Origin of the sequence: Acetobacter conturbans (assembly GCF_011516755.1) — a bacterium.
GTDB lineage: Bacteria > Pseudomonadota > Alphaproteobacteria > Acetobacterales > Acetobacteraceae > Acetobacter > Acetobacter conturbans.
This window is the reverse complement of sequence record NZ_WOSY01000008.1, coordinates 83331-103492: the sequence shown is the minus strand read 5'-3', so window position 1 is coordinate 103492 and position 20162 is coordinate 83331. Positions and strand designations below refer to the sequence as shown.

The following is a 20162-nucleotide window of genomic DNA, read 5'->3' as shown; positions in this document are numbered from 1 at the left end:
ATTACTCCGCAGCCAGAGAAGAGGAAGGACGTGCCGCAATCCACTGGTCGATCTGGGCGGCCGCATCGCGTCCGTCCCGAATGGCCCAGACCACGAGGCTCGCGCCGCGCACGATGTCACCCGCAGCAAACACGCCGGAGACGGACGTTTCGAAGCTCGTGCGATCCACCTGAAGCGTGCCCCAGCGTGAGGTCTTCAGGGCATCGGTCTGCCAGAGTTCCGGCAGTGGCTCCGGATCGAAACCGAGAGCCTTGATGACCATGTCGGCCTTCACGGTGAACAACCCGTCAGGTTCGGGCTCAATCGACTGGCGACCGGAACCATCCGGCATGCCGAGGCGCATTTTCTGCGCCCGCACACCCGACACGGTGCCGTCGCCGAGGAAACCTTCCGGAGCGGCAAGCCAGACGAACTCCACGCCTTCTTCCTCGGCGTTCTTCACCTCGCGCACCGAACCCGGCATGTTGGCTCTATCGCGGCGATACAGACATTTTACCGATTTCGCGCCCTGACGGATGGCGGTACGCACGCAGTCCATCGCCGTGTCGCCACCACCGATGACCACCACGTCCTGACCTGTCGCATCCAGTTCGCCTTCCGGCAGCGTGTCACCGAGCGACCGACGATTGGATGCCGTCAGATAGTCGAGGGCGGGCACGATTCCAGCCAGCCCCGAGCCGGGACCACCAATCTCGCGCGCCTTGTAGACGCCGGTGGCGACCAGCACCGCGTCATGCTTCCCGCGCAGCTCTTCAAATGCGATTTCGCCTTCGCCTGCCCCAATGGCTGCGCCGAGATGGAACACCACCCCCTGCTCTTCCAGCAACTTCTGGCGACGGGCGACGATATCCTTTTCCAGCTTGAAGCCGGGAATACCGTAGATCAGCAGCCCGCCGACACGGTCATGGCGGTCATAGACATGCACCTGATGCCCGGTCGCGCGCAGGCGTTCGGCGGCGGCCAGACCGGCGGGACCGGCCCCGATGATACCGACGGAGCTTTCCAGCTCGACGAGAGGCAGCACCGGCTTCACCCATCCGTTTTCGAACGCGGTATCGGTGATGTAACGCTCGACAGCCCCGATCGTGACGCTTTCGAAGCCTTTTTCGATGACGCAATTGCCTTCACAGAGACGGTCCTGTGGGCAGATGCGCCCACATATCTCTGGAAAGGTGTTGGTCGCCTGAGAGACGTTATAGGCCTCTTCAAGACGCCCGTTCGCCGCCAGCATCAGCCAGTCTGGAATATTGTTGCCGAGAGGACAATGGATCGAGCAGAACGGCACACCACACTGCGAGCAGCGGCTGGACTGAACCTTTGCCTGCGCAGGAGAGAAATCCTCGTAGATCTCCTCGAAATCCTTACGCCGCTCATCAGCCTGCCGCTTTGGCGGCTGCGCCTGCGGGACGGACACGAACGAGAGCATCTTTTCGGACATGCGCTGGCTTCCTTAACTCGACCGACCTCTTGGGGCGCGAAGATCTGGACACAAACAACCCCGCCCCTCAAGGCACGACTGGCCCTCCGGCTTCCCGGCAGGTCAGGCCTTCCGATAGCGCACAGCGCAGTATGACAAAAGACAGCATTGCTGACCAATTAATCGGGACAGAACCTAACAACCCACCTCGAAGCATGTCGGACCTCGATACATAATGTCAGCTATGGTGACTCATTATTATACAACATACTGATATTGCTTGCCTGATTTTCCACCACCCGGTGCATATCGTTTCATATAGGCGGGAACGATCAGGTCCATCGGCGTGGGCGTCATTCCAAGTTCGTGGAAGCCGGGGAAATTTCCGCCGACCACGTTATCCACCGAGAGCATCTTGATCTGATCACGCGTCAGCATCCGTCCTGGCAGACGCTCCAGCACGGCAGCCTGCACAGACGCCAGTGCGACCGGCACTTCGAAGATCGACTTGGTGCGCCCTGTCATCTGCAACACGCTCTCGGCAATGGTCTTCATGGTCACCACGTCCGGACCACCAAGCTCACAAAGACAGGGCTGGACCGGATGAGCCGCATCGCAGGTGGCGATAATCCGTCTGATCGCTTCCGCGACATCCACCACATAGACAGGCTGCAATTTTGTTCCGGCACCGTAAACCGGCATGACAAAAGGGATGTAGCGCGCCAGGCCACCGAGCATATTAAAGAAATGATCCTCCGGGCCGAACAGCACCGAGGCCCTGACAATGCTCGCCGTCGGGAAATGATTTCTCACCTCCTCCTCTCCGGCAGCCCGACTGCGTCCGTAAGCCGAAGGACTGGATGAAGAGGCGCCGATGGCCGACATCTGGACCAGCGTCTTCACGCCAGCCGCAGCGGCCAGCCTTGCAACGCGTGCAGGCCCGTCAACGTTCACCGCGTTGAGTCCCGTCGGAGACGATGCTCCCAGAATGGCGGCAAGATTCACGACCACCGTTGCATTCGCCACGGCGGCGGCCACATCCGCCTCGCTCTGCACCGGGGCATAAAAAGGCACCACCTGCCCCACATCCCCAAGCTGCCGCAGATCATTGGCCAGATCCGTGCGGCGGCAAGCCACGCGGACAGCATAGCCATCCGCCGCCAGTTTCCGCGTTACATATTTTCCAAGAAATCCCGAGCCACCAAAGACCGTTGCCGTCTTGCGAGCGATCATGAGTCTTTGCTCCTTCATTGTCCGGTGTGCGTCCGGATGAGACCTGTCGGAACCGGACGATGTTGCGAACAAAGAGTATACATCGTTTGATTCTTCACGACAGGGCCGTGAATTGTCGCAGAACGTCGTGGGTCTTATGCCTGATACGCTCCAGAGTTCACTGGAATGGTTGGTTTTCTTTCCTTTTCGCTCCTCTCACGCAAAAAACTTCGACATGCCTCTTGACCACCTGCAAGGACGGCTTTAAACGCCTCCCTCACCACCCGGTCACACCGGGTTGTCATCTCAAGCCCAGATGGCGGAATTGGTAGACGCGCAGGTTTCAGGTACCTGTGGCCGCAAGGTCGTGGAAGTTCGAGTCTTCTTCTGGGCACCATATACGTATCACAAAAATCAGGCAGGCAGCCCATGAGCGGCAAGATCACTAACGGTGGGCCCATTACGCTACATCGGAACGATCTTCCGGACGGCCTTGACCTTGGCAAATGCGTCGCCGTTGATACGGAGACGATGGGCCTTAATCCCCATCGCGATCGACTCTGCCTTGTGCAGTTGTCCGCTGGTGATGGCTCCGCCCATCTGGTGCAGATAATTCCGTCAGAGCCGGGCGGCAAACCAGCCGATTGCCCCAATCTCAAACGTCTACTCTCTGACCCGACAGTGCTCAAGCTGATGCATTTCGCACGGTTCGACGTCGCGGTTCTGCAGAATACGCTCGATATCACCGTAGCACCGACGGTGTGCACGAAAATCGCCGCGCGCCTCGTCCGCACCTTTACCGACCGGCATGGACTCGCGGCTCTGTGCCGCGATCTGCTGGGCGTCGAAATGAGCAAGCATCAGCAATGCTCCGACTGGGGCGCACCGGAACTCACGCCCGAGCAGATGGCTTACGCTGCTTCGGACGTTCTGTATCTGCATGCGCTGTGGGCAAAGCTCGAAGCCCTGCTGATCCGCGAGAACCGTCGCGAACTGGCTCAGGCGTGCTATGATTTCCTTCCTGCCCGCGGGCGCCTCGACCTGCTTGGCTACGAAGAGCCTGATATCTTCTCTCACCGCGCCTGATTTCGCGGTTGCAGAGGCGGTTATGATTGACCGCCACGCCTTCACGGACGATAGAAAGCGGCATGAGTCATCCCCAACTCTCCGGGGCGTCCGCCATCTTCGACGGCGCATCCCATCCTGCCGATCCCGCAGCAACGACCCAGGAGTGTCGGCCCCCCGTCGTGCCTGACCGCGATCCGGTCAGCGTGGCGCGGCGTGTGCTCGTCATGGAGACGGAAGGCCTCGCCGCGCTCGAACGCGCCATGAGCGAGCAAGAAGGTCTCGGAGCCGCTTTCACTCATGCCGTCGATGTCATCACCAGCCTGAACGGCCGTGTGGTGGTGACGGGCATTGGAAAGTCGGGCCATATAGGCAGGAAAATTCAGGCGACACTAAGCTCCACCGGCACACCGGCCATCTTCGTCCATCCCGTGGAGGCCTCCCATGGCGATCTGGGCATGGTGTCCAGAGGGGATGCCGTTCTGGCCCTGTCCAATTCCGGCGAGTCCTCCGAACTGGCCGACATCGTGGAACATAGCCGCCGATTCGGCTTGCCTCTACTGGCCATGACGGCGCGTCCCGCCTCGACACTGGCCCGCGCCGCCGATGTAGTGCTTCTACTCCCTTCATTGCCGGAAGCCTGTCCGATGGGGCTCGCCCCCACAACCAGCAGCCTGATGCAACTGGCTCTTGGGGACGCCCTTGCCGTTGCCCTCATGGAGCGTCGGGGTTTCACCGCTGGCGATTTCGGCGTTTTTCATCCTGGTGGCAGCCTTGGCGCACGTCTGCGTGGGGTGAAGGATCTGATGCGCACAGGGGACGCGATGCCACTTGTAGGGCCTGAAACGGCACTCCGGGACGTCATCGTCGAAATGACACGCAAGGCGCTCGGTTGCGTCGGTATTATCGATGGCAACAACCACCTCGTCGGCATCATCACGGATGGAGACCTGCGGGGGGCTCTGGATCGTGATCTCGGCACGACACCGGCGATTGCCATCATGAACAGCGCGCCGCTGACTGTGACCGAAGACATGCTGGGGGCTGAGGCGCTCCGCATGATGAACGACCGTCCCAAGCCGATCACTTCCATGTTCGTGCTGGATGCGACCGCCCATCCCGTAGGCGTGCTGCATGTGCATGACCTTTTGCGCGCAGGCATTGCCTGATGACGGACGACACGCCGTCGGGTGACGAACCACGCCGTCCACTCGGATCGGATGAAAGCGTCGAGCGGGTTGAACGGCAGGATTTCAGCCGCTCGACCGACACCGTCAAACGGCAGCGGGAGGTTATCGAAGCGGCCATTGTCGCCAACCGGAAAGCGCCGGGGAAAAAAGAACTCGCGCGCCGTCAGGCTGCGCTGCGCTGGGCGAAATGGCTTCTACCTGCAACCGCACTGCTGCTGCTGGCTTCGATTGCCGTCTGGCCTGAAATCGACCGCATGCTGAACGCCAATCAGGCAGCCCTGACTGAAGCCACCCGGCTAAAGGTGGAAAGCGGCAATCTGGAAGGCGCAATCTATCGCAGCGTCGATACGCATGGACGCCCTTACATGCTCACGGCGAAGACGGCGCACCAGATTAATGAGGACCGCATCGATCTGATCAATCCCGCAGCCGACACCATCACCCAGAGTGGCGAATGGCTGTATCTTGAATCGCAGGCGGGCGTTTACATGCAGCACGAACAGATTCTCGACATGAAGGGGGAGGTCACCATCTACCGTGACGACGGCCTGATGATGCACAGCCCCATTGCCGACGTGGCGCTGCACGAGGGCGTCATTGGAGCCGATACGTGGATTCATGCCGAAGGACCGTTTGGTGTCCTGGACGCCACGGGATATTGGCTTTCACAACACGAAGGTATTGCCCAGTTTCGCGGACCCGGGCGAATCATCCTGAACGACGACCGCAACGGACCGCACGACAAGGCCAGCTGAATGGTATCGCTTAGTTCCCACTCCCGACAGCGCTTCGTTTCCGGGTCTTCCACCCGGCTCACGACATCGCTGTGCGGCTGGATGATCGCCGCCATCGGTTGTTGGTCAGCCCTGTCGTCCGGCACTGCCCACGCGCAGGCCATCGACCTATCCCATGGCGGCCAGATCACAGTCACGGCCGTTGGTGGTTTCGACTGGGACCAGAACGCCCAGAAGGTCACGGCCTACGATCAGGCTCAGGCTGTCCGTGGAGACGTCACGGTCACAGCGGACAAGCTGATCGCCTATTATCGCAAGAAAGCCGCCTCCCCGGATGCCGCCGCCGGCTCAGGCCCCGCCCCGGGCGGCAAGCCTTCCGCCGACCAGCCTCCCACAGTTCAGGCCCCGACATCGAACGCGCCACCACCGCCGCCATCTGTCCCCGCACCTGCGACCCCACCAGCGGATGCTCCGAAACCCGCTGACGGCACACCCGCTGCCGGTGGCCCGGATGCATCGGGTTCCAACGAGATTTATCGCCTCGAAGCCATCGGGCACGTTCACATCTTCACCCAGACCGATCAGGGATGGGGAGACAAGGCCGTCTACGACATTGATCAGGCAACGCTTGTCATGAACGGCCATGCCATGAAGCTGACCACGCCGCAGGATGTGCTGACCGCCCGCGACTCGATGGAGTATTACTCCCAGACGCGCATCTCGATCGGGCGCGGCAACGCCACGGTCACGACGAACGAGGGCAAGCAGATCAAGGCCGATGTTCTGGTAGGCTACAGCGCTCCCCCAGCTAATACGCCGCCAAAGCCTGGCGCTGACCCTGCCAAGAAACAGGGTGGCGATCCTCTCACCAATGGCTCCGGCAAGCTGGAGAAGGTCAATGCCTTCGGGCATGTCTGGGTGAGGACGCAGACCGAGACGATCACCGGGGATCGCGGCGTTTACGTGCCTGACACCGGCATTGCCCGTATTGTCGGGAACGTTCACATCACCCGTGGTCAGAACCAGCTGGAAGGCGCCGCCGCCGTCATCAACATGCACACAGGCGTGGCGACCATGACGGAACGGCCCGGCGAACGGGTGAGCGGGCTGGTCGTACCCAACAGCAGTGGCGGTCACTAAAATGGAAACAGAGGAATTCGCTGTGGATTTCGGCGCGTCGCCTGCGGGCATGGGCCCTGGCCACACCGTTCTGCGAGACCGCCAGCACGGTCTGTTCGCGGATGGAATCGGGAAGTCCTACAAGAAGCGCGAAGTCGTGAAGAACGTCTCGATTGAAGTGCATCGCGGCGAGGCGGTCGGGCTGCTTGGCCCGAACGGCGCGGGCAAGACAACCAGCTTCTACATGATCGTCGGGCTGGTTCAGCCTGACACCGGCAATATCACCCTCGACGGCGCGGACATCACCCGCCTGCCGATGTATCGCCGGGCGCGGCTCGGCATTGGTTATCTGCCGCAGGAAGCCAGCATCTTTCGTGGCCTCAATGTCGAACAGAACATCATGGCTGCCCTTGAGGTCGTCGAGCCTGATCCGGACCGACGCGACGCCATGCTGGACGGACTCCTCGGCGAGTTCGGCATCTCGCACCTGCGCCGCTCCCCGTCCCTCGCCCTTTCGGGCGGTGAACGGCGACGCCTGGAGATCGCCCGCGCTCTGGCGAGCCAGCCGCATTACATCCTGCTCGATGAGCCACTGGCGGGCATCGACCCGATCGCCGTGGGTGAAATCCGCGATCTCGTCTCGCACCTCAAGGATCGCGGGATCGGGGTGCTGATTACGGATCATAACGTCCGCGAGACGCTGGAAGTCATCGACCGCGCCTACATCATGCATGGCGGTCAGGTGCTCATGCAGGGCGTGCCGGAAGAGATCGTCGCCCACGAAGATGTGCGTCGCGTGTACCTTGGAGAAAGTTTCTCCCTCTAACTTCGCTGCATGGCGACAATACCGGGACTCCAGCTCAGACAGACTCACAACCTCCTCATGACGCAACAGCTGCGTCTGGCCATCCGGATTCTCCAGATGACCGGCACGGAGCTGGGTACACTCGTCGAGGAGGAACTACAGGCCAATCCATTCCTCACGCTTGCCGGGAATGACGACCCGGCTCCTGCCGAAACTCCTGACGCTGAACAAGAGGCAACCACGCCCGATGTCGAATCGGCTCTGGACATTAGCGTTCTGGATGAAGCAAGCGGCAGGGGTTTTGACGACACCTATTCGGAAGACGGTTCGCCACAGGACTGGCGCACCCGCCACGTCACCGGGACCGCCGGGACGGGGGATGCCGAGAATGCAGCCTCTCCTACCGATTCATCACTGGCCGAGCGGCTGGACGAACAGCTTCGCCTGACAACGCGCCTGACGGTTTCCCAACGCTTTATTGGGCGCGCGCTCATCGGCAGCCTTGACCCAAGCGGCAGGCTTGCCTGCCCACCGGAAGAGATTGCAACGGAACTCAGTGTTACGGTGGACGCGGTCGAAGACGTTCGCCAGATCATGCTCACCTTCGATCCACCGGGCCTCTTCGCGCTCTCCCTGCGGGAATGTCTGGCCGCACAGCTTGCTGCGGCGGATCGCCTCACTCCGGCGATGAACCTTCTTCTCGACAATCTCGATCTGGTTGCCAGCCGTCACTACGCTGCCCTGCGTGCATTATGCGACGTGGAGGAGCGCGATTTTGCCGCGATGCTGGCGGAACTCCGGCGGCTTGATCCCAAACCGGGCTTCGAGGATACGCCTCTTGCCGGTATCACGCGTGTACCGGATGTGATCGTCCAGCGTGCAGCGGATGGCGAATGGATCGTGCGCGCGAATGAAGACACCTTACCACGCCTCCAGATCGACACCGGCCTGCGCGCCAGAACGCGGCGACTGGGCGACACTGCGGACCGCGCATTCGTGCAGACCCATATGGCGCACGCTTCCTGGCTGATCCGCGCCATGGAGCAGCGCACCCACACGCTTCTGCGTGTGACATCGGAAATAATGAGACATCAGAAAGGTTTTCTGGATCATGGAGTCTCCGCGCTTCGTCCTCTGACGATGAAGATAATCGCGGAAACGACGGGGCTGCATGAAAGCACGATCAGCCGCGTCACTTCGGGGAAGTATGTCGTGACCCCGCGTGGCCTCCACGAATTGAAATATTTTTTTACAACGGCAGTTGGTGGGCAGGACAGATCGGAACATCACAGTTCCGAGGCGATACGATACAGAATACGTTACCTGATCGCGGACGAAAAAGACTCTGCCACGCTCTCGGATGACGACATCGTAAGGCAGCTTCGCAACGAAGGAATAGACATCGCGCGCCGAACCGTGGCCAAATACAGAGACTCGCTGCACATACCAAATTCAGTGCAGAGAAAACGGGAGAAAGCCGCCTCCGCCTGATGGCAACACGGCGCTATCGTTATCGGGCGGGTCTGGCGACCGGTTTCCTCGCATTAAAGGAGCCTGTCACACATGCATATTCACGTTTCCGGCAAACAGCTTGATTTGTCCGACGCTCTCAAGACGCGCGTCACCTCCCATCTTGGCACGATTGCCGACCGATATTTTGAACAGGCCATGGAAGCCAACGTGACTTTCAGTAAAGCGCGCTCTTTTTTCACCTGCGACATCAATGTGCATGCAGCGCGCGGTCTTACTCTTCGTGGTGAAGGCGAAGCTGCCGATGCTCACGGTGCGTTTGACGATGCCGCTGAACATATCGCCCGTCGCCTGCGCCGCTATCGTCAACGGGTGCACTCGCATTCACGCGCGTCCGCACGGTATCCGGGGCCTGAAATCGGGCGCAGTTATGTGCTCCAGCAGACGGAAATACCGGAATCGGCCAAAGGCGACATCAGTGTCATGCCGGAGGGGCCTTATGCGACAATCATCGCGGAACAGCCGACGGAAATCGCATTTCTGAGTGTCAGCGAAGCAGTGATGCGTCTCGATCTCGCCGACCGGAATCTTCTCGTGTTCCGTAACAGCGTCAGTCGACAGATCAACATTGTCTATCGCAGAGACGACGGCAATATCGGCTGGATTGAACCCAGCGCCGGCGCGAACTGAAAGAACGTCACCCCAGCACCAAAAGGTAGCCATACGCATCGGGAACAGAGCTGGATTCTGGCCTGTTCCCGCAAAGGGTGCCGCATGCACCATTTTCAGTTTGATGCTTACTGACACACACAAACTCTGAGGATTACATATGATCATTTCGCCGCACGCGGTCCTCTGCACATAGGCAGATTTTTCAAAAACTGTTTTACGCAGACAGCAGCGATGCAGCCTTCTTCATGTGTTGTCTGTACGAACAGCGCCTGCATTTTGCAGGTCAATGACCCTCACCCGAAATATTCTCCGGTACAGAGCCATTCCTGCGGGCCTCAGTCTCTCTCCCCTGAAGTCAGGCATCCTATCCTTACGGAGCCATGTCCTTTTCGTAACCATATGCTAGATTGTATGGGACATCGAATTGAAACGGACCGACACGTGCACCCTGGATTTATGTCATGACGACACCCGAGAATATGGGAAACCATTCGGCTGATGCTGCGGAGACTGAAGGGCTGGCCGCTTGGATCGACCGCCGTCTTCCGGTGGTTTCCGCCTTCCGCTCAGAATATGTCGATTTCCGCCTACCGCGAAATCTCAACTGGCTGTGGAATTTCGGCGCGATCCTGACCGCAGTTCTGCTCCTGATGCTGGCGACCGGCATTTTCCTCGCGATGAACTATACGCCTACCAATGCGGGCGCGTTCCTATCCGTGGAAGCCATCGACCGGCAGCTTTCCGGGGGCTGGCTCCTGCGGGCCATGCACATGACGGGCGCGAACCTGTTTCTGGCGGCGCTCTACATCCACCTGTTCCGGGGACTGTATTACGGCTCCTACAAGGCCCCTCGGGAAATCCTGTGGCTGACCGGCCTTCTGCTGCTGGTGATGGTCATGGCGACGGCTTTTGCCGGTTACATGCTACCATGGGGCCAGATGTCCTACTGGGGAGCGGACGTCATCACCAAGGCGGTCGGTGCCGTGCCGCTCATCGGAACGGCGCTGGAACACGTCATGACCGGCAGCGATCATCTCGGAGATGTCTTCCTGCATCGTTTCTTCGTGCTGCATTTCCTGATGGCGTTTCTGGTCGTGGCCGTGGTCGGCCTCCATGTGGTCGCCATCCATGTCAGCGGTTCCAACAACCCGCTCGGCATCGAACCAAAAACGAAAAAAGATACACTGACGTTCCATCCTTATTATACGACCAAGGATCTCGTCGGCCTGATCATTTTCGCCCTGATTTTTTCGCTGCTAATGTTCTTCTGGCCAAACCTGCTGGCGGAACCCTCGAACTATACCCCCGCCGACCCGATGCATACGCCCGCCGACATTGAACCTGAATGGTATTTCCTGCCATTCTATGGACTGCTTCAGTCTGTGCCGTCGAAGTTCGGCGGCCTTGTGGCAGCGGCAGGTTCCATCGCCGTGCTGTTTTTCCTGCCGTGGCTGGACCGCTCTCCCATTCGCTCGGCCCGCTTCCGACCCGTTTGCCGTGCAGGCCTGTTCGGCCTGGTCATCGCCTTCGTCTTGCTCGCTCTGGGCGGCAAGCATCATGCCGAGGGTGTATGGATGCTGATCGCACGCCTCGCCGGTCTTTATTATTTCGGATACTTCCTTGTGTTGCTGCCTCTGGCCTCCCGCCGCGAGAAAACGCGCCCCCTTCCCGCTTCCATCTCTGCGGCACAGGGAGACGCATGATGACCATGCACCGCCTTTCCTCTCTGGCGCTTGCCCTCGGTCTGGCAGTTTTTCCCGTCGCCGCCCTGGCGGGAATTCCCGAACCCGTCACACCGCCGCACCAGACATGGAGTTTTGAGGGGCCGTTCGGACAGTTCGACCAGAAAAGTCTTCAGCGTGGCTTCATGGTTTATGACCGGGTCTGTTCGACCTGCCACGGCATGAAGACCCTCACCTATAACGACCTGCGCGGCATCGGGATGAGCGAACAGGCTGTCCTTGAGCTGGCACACAGCAAGATGCTCGCCGGACCGCCGGATGCTTCCGGGCAGCCGACAATGCGCGCTGCCCAGCCGGACGATCACTTCCGGTCACCGTTCCCCAGTGACGAAGCGGCAGCGGCGATGATGGGGGGCGTTGCGCCTCCGGACCAGTCGCGTCTGGCCGTCATCCAGCCTCATGGCGCGGACTGGCTGTATGCCTTCCTGACGGGTTACAGGATGCCACCGCCAGCTGACGCGCCCGTGGTTCCGGGCAAGTTCTATAACGACTGGGTGGATGGCCATCTCATCGGCATGCCTCCTCCACTGATGAACGGCATCATTCAATATCCGGACGGAACCCCGGCGACTGTGGAGCAACAGGCTCGCGACGTGACGACATTCCTCGTCTGGGCGTCGGACCCGCATCGCAACGCGCGCCACCGGATCGGAATGTGGACGGTGTTGTATCTTGTGGCGCTTCTTGCTCTGGCGATTGCCTGGAAAAAGAAGATATGGAAACGCGTGAAGGCGCAATGAAACGGGGTGTGCGAAACAATGACCGATAATTCAGACACCATCGAAAGCACCGAACCCGGCCGCCGCGATTTCCTTGGCATGGTCACGACCGCCGGGGTTGCCGTGGGCGCCTGCGCCTGCGCCGTTCCGTTCGTGCAGAGCCTTGCGCCACAGGACAGCGCTTCAGCTCATCTTCCGGTTGACGTGGACATTTCCAAGCTTGCGCCAGGCCAGCAGATGACGGCTGTCTGGCAGGGAAAGCCGGTCTTTATCCTGCGCCGCACACCGGAAGACCTGAAGCAGTTGCAGGATGCGGCGCTTGTGTCCGATCTCCGTGATCCGGATTCATCAGTGCTTCAGCAACCGTCCTACGCGAAGAACTGGCATCGATCTGCCGTGCCGGAATATGGCGTGTATGTCGGCGTCTGCACGCATCTCGGCTGTGTGCCGGTCTATGAAGCGACGGTCTCCGGTGCGAATGCCGGGCGGTATAACTGCCCCTGTCACGGCTCGAAGTTCGATCTCGCCGGACGCGTGCGCAAAAGTGTTCCGGCCCCCTACAACCTGCCGGTGCCCCCGCATGTGATGGTGAACGCCACGACGCTGCGTCTTGGAGAAAACCCCAAAGGTGACAACTTTGATTTCTCCACGATCGTGCAGATCTGAAGAATACGCCCCGGTCTTTCCGGGGCGTTGTTCGTTACCCCTAAAAAGCAACAATCAGCGGCTCTTTTTCCTCGTCTCAGCACCGGAGGCAGTGACACCCGCGAACTCGCCCAAAGATTAACGCTGGACTGCCACCAAAAGAATACAGGGACGAAAATCTCTCCAAAGACCAATCTATATTCTATTATATACAGACAATTCTTCTATTTTTTCTATGTAACTGCATCTCAACTGTCCTCTGGACGTTTCTTCCATGTTATGACCTGACAAAAGAAACAGAACTCCCGAGAGGCACCCCAATGCAGACACTGCGCGTGAACGGGCAAACGCACACGGTCGATGTGGACCCCGACACGCCTTTGCTGTGGGTGCTTCGGGACATCATCGGACTGGATGGCACGAAGTTCGGCTGCGGCATCGCCCAGTGCGGGGTCTGCACCGTGCATCTCGACGGTCGCCCCGTGCGCGCCTGCGCCTTGCAGGTCAGCCAGATCGGGGATGGCGCCATCACGACGATCGAAGGTCTTGATGATGCCGACCCCATTGTCCATGCCGTGAAAAAGGCATGGATCGACCTCGATGTCGTGCAGTGCGGCTATTGTCAGCCCGGTCAGGTCATGGCGGCGGTGGGGCTGCTCAAAACGGTGAAAAACCCGACAGACGACCAGATTGACAGTGCCATGTCCGGCAATATGTGCCGCTGCGGTACTTACATGCGAATCCGCAAGGCCATTCATCTGGCAGCGGGAGAAGCAGTATGACCCGTGCAGAAAAAAATCTTCACACCGGACGTCGCGGTATCCTGCTTGGCGGCGGAGGATTGCTGCTTGCCACATTGTGGCCTGCGGCCTCCTCACGTGCGGCGACAGGCATGCTGGTCGAAGATGCCCCGGCTCCCTTTGCACCCAACACCTATATCCGCATTACACCGGACAATCGCATCACGCTCATTCTGCCCAACATCGAGATGGGTCAGGGCATTTACACCTCCTCCGTCATGCTGATCGCGGAAGAACTCGGCGTCGATCTGGCGCAGGTGGAAATGGAAGCTGCCCCACCGGGTTCCGCTGAAATCACTGGCGGCTCGATGTCCATCATGACGGAATGGATGCCTTTGCGGCAGGCCGGAGCGGCGGCGCGGACGGTTCTCGTGCAGGCGGCCGCCACACGCTGGGGCGTGGGACCGGAAAGCTGCGCGGTCGGGTCCGGCATCATCACACATGCACCATCCGGACGCACGCTGACGTTCGGAGACGTCGCCGTCGATGCCTCGAAGCTGCCGCTGCCAAAGGAGCCGCCCCTCAAGGCCGCGACGGATTATCGCCTGATCGGCAAGCCGCAGCATCGTCTCGACAGTGCCGTGAAGGTGGAAGGTGCGGCGGTTTTCGGCATTGATGTACGTGTGCCGGGCCAGAAGATCGGCACGGTCGCCGCCTGTCCAGTTGTGGGAGGCACATTGCGCGGCCTCAACCGGGACGCGGCGATGGCCGTGCGGGGCGTGGTCGCCGTGCTGGTCACCGATGCGAAAGATGCCGTGTGTGTCGTGGGCGAGCATTACTGGGCCGCACGCAAGGGGCTTCAGGCGCTTCGGGTGGAATGGAATGTGGGTCCGAACGGCGATGTGAACACCCGGACGATCTATGATCAGTTACATGAAGGGCTGAAAGGTCCGGCCATTGTGCCAAGCCCGAAAGGGGATGCTGAATCCGCCATTGCAAAATCTCACGCATCCTACAGCGCCATTTACCAGCAGCCGCTTCTGGCCCATGCACCGATGGAGCCGATCAACTGCACGGCCCACGTCCGTCCGGATGGGTGCGATGTGTGGACCGGCACGCAGGTCGCCGATCGGGCCCGCGATACGGCCTCCGAGATTACCGGCCTGCCGAAAGAAAAGATCACGCTTCACAGTCAATATATCGGTGGCGGCTTCGGGCGACGTCTCGAACATGAATATGTCACCCAGTGTCTGCACTTCGCAAAACAGGTTAATTATCCTCTGAAGATCGTGTGGAGTCGGGAAGAAGACATCACACGTGACCGGTACCGGCCCGCCTATGTGGATGAAGTGACGGCAGGTCTGAACGAGAAAGGTCGCGTGACGGCCATCAAGCATCGTGTTGTCGGTCCGGCGGTCGTGGCGCGGTGGGATCCGCCGGAACTGACAAAGGAAGGCTACGACGAGGATCTTTCCGTCGCGACGCTGGTTACCCCATACAGCTACGATGCCTATCGGCTGGAGTTCGCGCGACGCGAAGCACCCGGCGTCATCACCGCATGGTGGCGTGGCGTGGGGGGCACGCGCGGTTTATTCGTGGTGGAAGGGTTCATCGACGAACTCGCCGAGCGGGCCGGTGTCGACAAGGTCGCGTACAGACGGGAACTGGCGAAGGCCAATCCGCGCGCCGTGGCAGTGCTGGATCAGGTTGCCAAAGACGCGGGCTGGGATACGCCCGTGCCCAATGGCCGCGCCCGGGGGGTCGCGCTTCAGTTCGCGTTCGGATCCTACATGGCAAGCATTGCAGAAATCGAAATGCCTGCTCCGGACACTGTCCTCATTCATCGTGTGACGGCTGTGGTGGATTGTGGGCAGGTGGTAAATCCGGATCAGGTGATCTCCCAGATCGAAGGCGGCCTGATTTTCGGTTTCAGTGCAGCGCTCTACAACGAGATCACACTTGAAAACGGTCGTGTGCAGGAAAGCAACTTCAACACATGGCGGGTGATGCGCATGAACGAAGCGCCGCGCCGCATCGACGTTCGCCTGATGGACAGCCGGGAAGATCCGGGCGGCATCGGCGAGGTCGGCACCGCAGCCGCAGCACCCGTTCTCGCCAATGCCATGGCGGCGGCACAGGGGCATCGCTATCGCACACTGCCCCTTCTCTCGCCGCGCAATCTGGAAAAGGAGGCGGTGCGATGATGCGGCACGGACTCTCTCGACCATCCTTCCTTCTTGCCCTTCTTGCAGGCACCAGTCTCATGTCAGTTGGTCCTGCGCAGGCGGCACCATCCGTCGAACGCGGTGAATATCTCGCCCGCGCCGCTGACTGCGAGGCCTGCCATACTGTCCCCGGTGGGGTGCCCTTTGCGGGCGGTCGCGCTTTCCCCGTGCCGGGTATGGGCGTGATCTACGCTCCGAACATCACGCCTGACCCCGATCATGGCATCGGCAAGTGGACGGATGACGAATTCGTCCGCTCGGTCCGCGAAGGTGTCTCTCCGGGATGGAAGCATCTTTACCCGGCCATGCCTTACCCAGCCTATGCGCGGATGAGCGTGGACGAGGTGAAAGACATCCGTGCGTGGCTGGCGACCGTGCCGCCTTCCGCCAATACTCCTTCGCCGAACCATCTGAAGTTTCCCTTCTCGATCCGGGCGATGATGGTGGGCTGGAATCTGCTCAACGGACCAGCCTCCTCCTATCCCGACGATCCGCAAAAATCCGCGGAATGGAATCGTGGGCGTTATCTGGTGGAAGGACCGGGCCACTGTGCGGACTGTCATTCGCCACGCACCCTGACCTACGGGCTTTCAGCGGACAGGGCCTTTGCGGGTACCGTGGTAAACGGACTGCGCGCCTACAACATCTCTCCTGACAAAAGTAGCGGCATTGGCGGCTGGAGCGATGAAGCGCTCGCGCAATACCTGTCCACGGGCCATGCGGACGGGCACGGAACCGCTTCGGCTGACATGGCGGAAGTCATCAGTTTCAGTCTGCATTATCTGACGCCTGCCGACATTCACGCGATGGTCGTGTATCTGCATGACCTGAAACCGCAATCATCCGACGATGCAGCCTCCCCTCCGCGCAAGCCGGCAGCCGGTGATGACACGCTGCCGCAGGCTACGAAAGGGGCTCGTCTGTTTGCCTCAACCTGCGCCGGCTGCCACTTGCCGGATGGAAGCGGACGCCAGTCACCATTCGCAAACATTATTGGCTCTCGCACGCTCAGTGCGGACGGTGGCCGTAATCTGGTGCGCATCATCATGAATGGTTCGACCCTCACGACAGCCAGCGGCAACCAGATCATGCCGGGTTTCGCGGGCGGCAATCTGAGTCAGAGGGATCTGAACGATATCGCGGCGTTCGTGATGACGCATTTCACGGAAGCGACACCTTCAGAGGACAAGCTGAACGCGGCTGCAAAAGGTCCCTGACAAGCCCAACAGACAGGCGGAAGGACATGTTTCAACCTTCCGCCTGTTCGTCTTTCTTCTTGCAGAGCAAGAGCTTTTCCGAGGCAATAACAGATCAGACGATGGCTGCCCGCTGACGCTTTGTGTGCGTGATATAATCCTGCACGGTGGTGAAACCGCTTTCCCACGCGTTCAGCAGACTTTCCAGATGTTCGCGACTGTTCACCAGTCCACGCGAAAGGATGACACCGTCGTGCGACAGCAGAAATGCCGCAGGCAACTTGTCTACTTCAAGTGCCCGACCCAGCGTCGCGTCATTGATAAAGCGTGCAGCGGACATTCCCGCATCCTGAACGAAGCGCTGCTGAACGACAGGAGCATCATCTCCGGCGAAAAGAAGGTCCACATGCTCGCGGCGGCAGAAATCCTGCGCAATGGGAATGATCTTGCGGGATACCGGGCATGTCGCGGAAACGAACAGAAGCAGACGTGTCTGCTCGCTGCGGGTCAGGCTGATATCGCTGCCATCAAGTAGATGAAAAGGCTGAACCGGACAGGGATCGCCGGGCTGCGGCCCCTTGGCGGCCGTCAGTGCCCCTGCCGGTGCGACTTCCCTGAAGAGTTGCCGCACCTGACGCGTCAGTTTCCATGTGACGAACAGCGCCGCGACCAGAACGACCGTCAGCAGCACATTTCCACAGATCAGAACATTCATGTGTCCGCCCGTCCCGCCTGATCCCTGCCCCGTTGTTCAGAACGCCCAGATGGCGTCACAACTGAACCAGAACATGTTGCTCGTGCCGTTATTGGCATAGTTGATCGTCGGATCGTCTGTGGGGGAAACACGGTTGAACGGTCGCGTTCCATTGAGAGACTTGTCGATCCGGAGTTCAGGACGAATGGTCAGGCCACCTTTCGGCAGGTTCAGGAACTGCGGGCGATAGGAAACGCCTGCGGTCAGCTCTCCATACGTCGTACCCGCCGCATAGTCATAGGAGTAAGGACGTCCGCGCAATTCGTCGATGTAGGACATGGTGGACGTGTTGGTGCCAACAACGCTGCCGTTATTATCGCGGAAGATTTCGCCACGCAGGTTGAAAGTCAGCCAGGGGAAGAAGTCATGGGCGAAATAGGTGGTCACACCATAGACATCGTCACGCAGATAGTCATCGTGGAAGTATGTACCGTTGACGGTGACAGTTGTCGCGTCGTCGATCTTGTACGATGCGATGATATCGCCGATATATTCCATCTCGTGATTGGCCGCACTGCCGATGGCGTAAACGCTCTGCTGTGGTCCGACATAGGAAAGAGCAGAAATATCCAGCTTTCCATCCATCAGGCCGTTGAACTGGAATCCGAAATAACCCTTGGGGCGGTTATTGTTTTTCGCACCCCCGAAAGTCGTGGAGTTACCGGCGTTCACACCCAGAATCCAGTCGAAATGATCGGCGATATGGACCGTCGCGGTCACACCCACCACTTCGAACGGCACGATGTAATCGGATGAATAGTTATAGCTGTAGAAAGGCCGTTCCAGCGCGTCCGTTCCTTCGACGCCCTGCATGCCGTACATCTGACCGATCTGCAGATCGACGCCATCCTTGGTGAACCAAGGCAGATGCGCATCGATATGGGCCTGCGTCGGCGCAATCTGATACATACCCGTGATGGCCCCGTCCGCCATGCCGATTGTCGGATTGAAGCGGGCATCCGAACCGTACAGCACTTCAAAGACAAACCCGAGGCCGTAGCCGCCGCCGATATCGGAAACCGGATGTGACAGCGTACCGGTAATCTGATTCAGCGTGGCGGTGTTCGCACGGTCCACATAGGACTGCGCCCAGTTGCGTCCTGTATGGGTCCACGGATTGCCGTTCACACCCGCCTCGACCACGATATGGCCTTCAAGATCGTCAAACCAGCTATGGTTGCCGGGGCTTTTCAGGTTAACATCCACTTTCGCCGCATCCGCTTTTTCCCCTGCCGTCTCCTCACTGACCAGAGGGCGGCCCGATTCTTCCGGTGTCAGTCTTTCCTGCGCAAGCGCCGGAATGGAGACGAGTTGCAGCGCAAAATACGCCCCTACGGAAAAGCGACGACTCAGATTCATGCGGCGGACATTCCTTGTTTCAGGACCGGAGCAGGATGGCGGTTCCGGTGCCTGTAATGTGTGGTAGTGGAAAAAGCCGCCGCTTTCCTAATGATCGTTATTTGTCAGTTGCCCGCGCGCATGCGGCCAGAGACCGCTCCAGCACCTGCCCGCGATGTGTCATGAAATCCGGTACGGACAACGGATGCTGACGCCATTCATGGATTTCAACTGCCGTATAAGGGTGGAAACCCTTCGGCAGGCTCGTGCCCGCCAGTTGCAGCATGACGAAATTCATGATGTCCGCGAGTTCCTGATCGTCCCGGATCAGGGACATCGACACCCCCGGCACCCGGATCAGATACTCCCGTCCCTCATCGGTACAGGCAAAGGCGCCTACGGCATTGCGCAGGGTCGGAACGAATGTGTTGCCCGAATAGCCTTCAATGCCGTGACACCCACCGCAATGGGAGAGATAGCCAACACGCGGGTGATCCAGAACGGTAGCGTTCGGAACGGCATCTGCGGCGCGGGCCTGCCCTGAGACAGATCCGCTCGCCGCAACTCCGAGCGCCATGAGCAGAGAGCCTATAACGCCAAGAACCGAATGCAGCCTCTTGTCATCCTTATTACGGAACAGGATGGGCAGCATTCAGCTTGTTCCGCTCGTCGAGAATGGCGGCGGGGGCCAGCATCGCGCCACGGGCGCTCTTCACGTCGTCTGCCGTGAAGGCCGGCGCCGGCTTCACATCGCTCAGGGACGCGACATAGGTCAGGATTGCGGCGATATTATCATCGGTCTGCGCCCCGAAAGACGGCATGTAACCCATGTAGGTATTGCCACCGGCCTTGACCATTCCCGACAGGCCATTCAGCAGGACGTGCATCACATACGTCTTGCCTTCAGGCGTGGAAGCAATGGCGGCGATACGGCCCTTCAGGGGAGGAAACTGCCCAACGACGCCAGCGCCGCTAACCTGATGGCAGAGGCTGCAGTTCGCGTTGTAGAGCTGCTGGCCGTCAGCTGCCTGCGCGCTGCCTGACAGGGCGACGCCTGCAGCGACAGCACAAGCCGCCATTGCCGGGAGGAAGGTTTTCTTCGTCATTTTGATCATGATT

19 protein-coding genes and 1 tRNA gene are annotated in these 20162 nt (G+C 59.8%); 14 read left to right on the top strand and 6 right to left on the bottom strand.

Going from position 1 to position 20162, the window contains the following annotated elements; genetic code table 11:
* Position 1: 1 nt before the first annotated feature.
* Both GOB81_RS09930 and GOB81_RS09925 read right to left on the bottom strand, forming a co-directional pair.
* Entirely contained in the window at positions 2-1438 is a 1437-nt protein-coding gene (locus GOB81_RS09930; protein ID WP_173570259.1) for an NAD(P)-dependent oxidoreductase, read from the bottom strand.
* Between the two features lie 237 nt (positions 1439-1675).
* Positions 1676-2650 (bottom strand): complex I NDUFA9 subunit family protein, encoded by a 975-nt coding sequence (locus GOB81_RS09925; RefSeq protein WP_173570258.1) that lies wholly within the window; start codon positions 2648-2650, stop codon positions 1676-1678.
* 289 nt (positions 2651-2939) lie between these two features.
* Between GOB81_RS09925 and GOB81_RS09920 the strand changes: the two genes are divergently transcribed.
* The 14 genes from GOB81_RS09920 (at position 2940) to GOB81_RS09855 (ending at position 16972) form a co-directional block, all read left to right on the top strand.
* A tRNA-Leu gene (locus GOB81_RS09920) sits at positions 2940-3026 on the top strand.
* Between the two features lie 32 nt (positions 3027-3058).
* Complete coding sequence (locus tag GOB81_RS09915; protein ID WP_173570257.1) at positions 3059-3715, top strand: ribonuclease D; 657 nt, start codon at positions 3059-3061, stop codon at positions 3713-3715.
* Positions 3716-3921: 206 nt separating this feature from the next.
* Complete coding sequence (locus tag GOB81_RS09910; RefSeq protein WP_173570335.1) at positions 3922-4863, top strand: KpsF/GutQ family sugar-phosphate isomerase; 942 nt, start codon at positions 3922-3924, stop codon at positions 4861-4863.
* The gene (gene lptC / locus GOB81_RS09905) at positions 4863-5639 is read left to right on the top strand and encodes an LPS export ABC transporter periplasmic protein LptC (protein WP_173570256.1); all 777 of its coding nucleotides are present in this window, start codon (positions 4863-4865) and stop codon (positions 5637-5639) included. Before GOB81_RS09910 ends, lptC begins: the two co-directional genes overlap by 1 nt.
* 81 nt (positions 5640-5720) lie before the next feature.
* Positions 5721-6758 carry an LptA/OstA family protein gene (locus tag GOB81_RS09900; protein WP_173570334.1) on the top strand — a complete coding sequence of 346 codons (1038 nt, stop codon included), beginning with the start codon at positions 5721-5723 and terminating at the stop codon, positions 6756-6758.
* A gap of 49 nt (positions 6759-6807) precedes the next feature.
* Entirely contained in the window at positions 6808-7563 is a 756-nt protein-coding gene (gene lptB / locus GOB81_RS09895) for an LPS export ABC transporter ATP-binding protein (RefSeq protein WP_173570333.1), read from the top strand.
* 9 nt (positions 7564-7572) lie between these two features.
* On the top strand, positions 7573-9033 hold the full coding sequence (gene rpoN, locus GOB81_RS09890) for an RNA polymerase factor sigma-54 (protein WP_173570255.1): 1461 nt from the start codon (positions 7573-7575) through the stop codon (positions 9031-9033).
* 72 nt (positions 9034-9105) lie between these two features.
* Positions 9106-9702: a ribosome hibernation-promoting factor, HPF/YfiA family gene (hpf, locus tag GOB81_RS09885; protein ID WP_173570254.1), complete on the top strand. Its 597-nt coding sequence runs from the start codon at positions 9106-9108 to the stop codon at positions 9700-9702.
* 443 nt (positions 9703-10145) lie between these two features.
* On the top strand, positions 10146-11387 hold the full coding sequence (locus tag GOB81_RS09880) for a cytochrome b (protein WP_173570253.1): 1242 nt from the start codon (positions 10146-10148) through the stop codon (positions 11385-11387).
* On the top strand, positions 11384-12166 hold the full coding sequence (locus GOB81_RS09875) for a cytochrome c1 (protein WP_242010174.1): 783 nt from the start codon (positions 11384-11386) through the stop codon (positions 12164-12166). Before GOB81_RS09880 ends, GOB81_RS09875 begins: the two co-directional genes overlap by 4 nt.
* An 18-nt stretch (positions 12167-12184) precedes the next feature.
* Positions 12185-12811 (top strand): ubiquinol-cytochrome c reductase iron-sulfur subunit, encoded by a 627-nt coding sequence (gene petA, locus GOB81_RS09870; RefSeq protein WP_173570252.1) that lies wholly within the window; start codon positions 12185-12187, stop codon positions 12809-12811.
* A 299-nt stretch (positions 12812-13110) separates the two neighbouring features.
* Positions 13111-13572, top strand: coding sequence for a (2Fe-2S)-binding protein (locus GOB81_RS09865; protein ID WP_173570251.1), 462 nt, complete (start codon positions 13111-13113; stop codon positions 13570-13572).
* Complete coding sequence (locus tag GOB81_RS09860) at positions 13569-15734, top strand: xanthine dehydrogenase family protein molybdopterin-binding subunit (RefSeq protein ID WP_173570250.1); 2166 nt, start codon at positions 13569-13571, stop codon at positions 15732-15734. Before GOB81_RS09865 ends, GOB81_RS09860 begins: the two co-directional genes overlap by 4 nt.
* Positions 15734-16972 carry a c-type cytochrome gene (locus GOB81_RS09855; protein WP_408736923.1) on the top strand — a complete coding sequence of 413 codons (1239 nt, stop codon included), beginning with the start codon at positions 15734-15736 and terminating at the stop codon, positions 16970-16972. The genes GOB81_RS09860 and GOB81_RS09855 overlap by 1 nt, the downstream gene beginning before the upstream one ends.
* A 94-nt stretch (positions 16973-17066) precedes the next feature.
* Here the strand turns inward: GOB81_RS09855 and GOB81_RS09850 are convergent, their stop codons facing one another.
* From GOB81_RS09850 to GOB81_RS09835, 4 genes are all read right to left on the bottom strand, one after another.
* On the bottom strand, positions 17067-17666 hold the full coding sequence (locus GOB81_RS09850; RefSeq protein ID WP_173570248.1) for a thioredoxin domain-containing protein: 600 nt from the start codon (positions 17664-17666) through the stop codon (positions 17067-17069).
* A gap of 36 nt (positions 17667-17702) precedes the next feature.
* Positions 17703-19064 carry an outer membrane beta-barrel protein gene (locus GOB81_RS09845; protein ID WP_173570247.1) on the bottom strand — a complete coding sequence of 454 codons (1362 nt, stop codon included), beginning with the start codon at positions 19062-19064 and terminating at the stop codon, positions 17703-17705.
* 97 nt (positions 19065-19161) lie between these two features.
* A complete protein-coding gene (locus tag GOB81_RS09840) occupies positions 19162-19695 on the bottom strand; it encodes a c-type cytochrome (RefSeq protein WP_242010173.1) in 534 nt (177 codons plus the stop codon).
* Positions 19673-20149, bottom strand: a complete 477-nt coding sequence (locus GOB81_RS09835; RefSeq protein ID WP_408736922.1) for a c-type cytochrome — start codon at positions 20147-20149, stop codon at positions 19673-19675. The genes GOB81_RS09840 and GOB81_RS09835 overlap by 23 nt, the downstream gene beginning before the upstream one ends.
* Positions 20150-20162: the final 13 nt, after the last annotated feature.

Excerpts from the sequence above, each read along its gene's own strand:
- GOB81_RS09930 (WP_173570259.1), bottom strand. The coding sequence starts at position 1,438 with ATGTCCGAAAAGATGCTCTCGTTCGTGTCCGTCCCGCAGGCGCAGCCG.
- GOB81_RS09925 (WP_173570258.1), bottom strand. The coding sequence starts at position 2,650 with ATGATCGCTCGCAAGACGGCAACGGTCTTTGGTGGCTCGGGATTTCTT.
- GOB81_RS09915 (WP_173570257.1), top strand. The coding sequence starts at position 3,059 with ATGAGCGGCAAGATCACTAACGGTGGGCCCATTACGCTACATCGGAAC.
- GOB81_RS09910 (WP_173570335.1), top strand. The coding sequence starts at position 3,922 with ATGGAGACGGAAGGCCTCGCCGCGCTCGAACGCGCCATGAGCGAGCAA.
- lptC (WP_173570256.1), top strand. The coding sequence starts at position 4,863 with ATGACGGACGACACGCCGTCGGGTGACGAACCACGCCGTCCACTCGGA.
- GOB81_RS09900 (WP_173570334.1), top strand. The coding sequence starts at position 5,721 with ATGATCGCCGCCATCGGTTGTTGGTCAGCCCTGTCGTCCGGCACTGCC.
- lptB (WP_173570333.1), top strand. The coding sequence starts at position 6,808 with ATGGGCCCTGGCCACACCGTTCTGCGAGACCGCCAGCACGGTCTGTTC.
- rpoN (WP_173570255.1), top strand. The coding sequence starts at position 7,573 with ATGGCGACAATACCGGGACTCCAGCTCAGACAGACTCACAACCTCCTC.
- hpf (WP_173570254.1), top strand. The coding sequence starts at position 9,106 with ATGCATATTCACGTTTCCGGCAAACAGCTTGATTTGTCCGACGCTCTC.
- GOB81_RS09880 (WP_173570253.1), top strand. The coding sequence starts at position 10,146 with ATGACGACACCCGAGAATATGGGAAACCATTCGGCTGATGCTGCGGAG.
- GOB81_RS09875 (WP_242010174.1), top strand. The coding sequence starts at position 11,384 with ATGATGACCATGCACCGCCTTTCCTCTCTGGCGCTTGCCCTCGGTCTG.
- petA (WP_173570252.1), top strand. The coding sequence starts at position 12,185 with ATGACCGATAATTCAGACACCATCGAAAGCACCGAACCCGGCCGCCGC.
- GOB81_RS09865 (WP_173570251.1), top strand. The coding sequence starts at position 13,111 with ATGCAGACACTGCGCGTGAACGGGCAAACGCACACGGTCGATGTGGAC.
- GOB81_RS09860 (WP_173570250.1), top strand. The coding sequence starts at position 13,569 with ATGACCCGTGCAGAAAAAAATCTTCACACCGGACGTCGCGGTATCCTG.
- GOB81_RS09855 (WP_408736923.1), top strand. The coding sequence starts at position 15,734 with ATGCGGCACGGACTCTCTCGACCATCCTTCCTTCTTGCCCTTCTTGCA.
- GOB81_RS09850 (WP_173570248.1), bottom strand. The coding sequence starts at position 17,666 with ATGAATGTTCTGATCTGTGGAAATGTGCTGCTGACGGTCGTTCTGGTC.
- GOB81_RS09845 (WP_173570247.1), bottom strand. The coding sequence starts at position 19,064 with ATGAATCTGAGTCGTCGCTTTTCCGTAGGGGCGTATTTTGCGCTGCAA.
- GOB81_RS09840 (WP_242010173.1), bottom strand. The coding sequence starts at position 19,695 with ATGCTGCCCATCCTGTTCCGTAATAAGGATGACAAGAGGCTGCATTCG.
- GOB81_RS09835 (WP_408736922.1), bottom strand. The coding sequence starts at position 20,149 with ATGACGAAGAAAACCTTCCTCCCGGCAATGGCGGCTTGTGCTGTCGCT.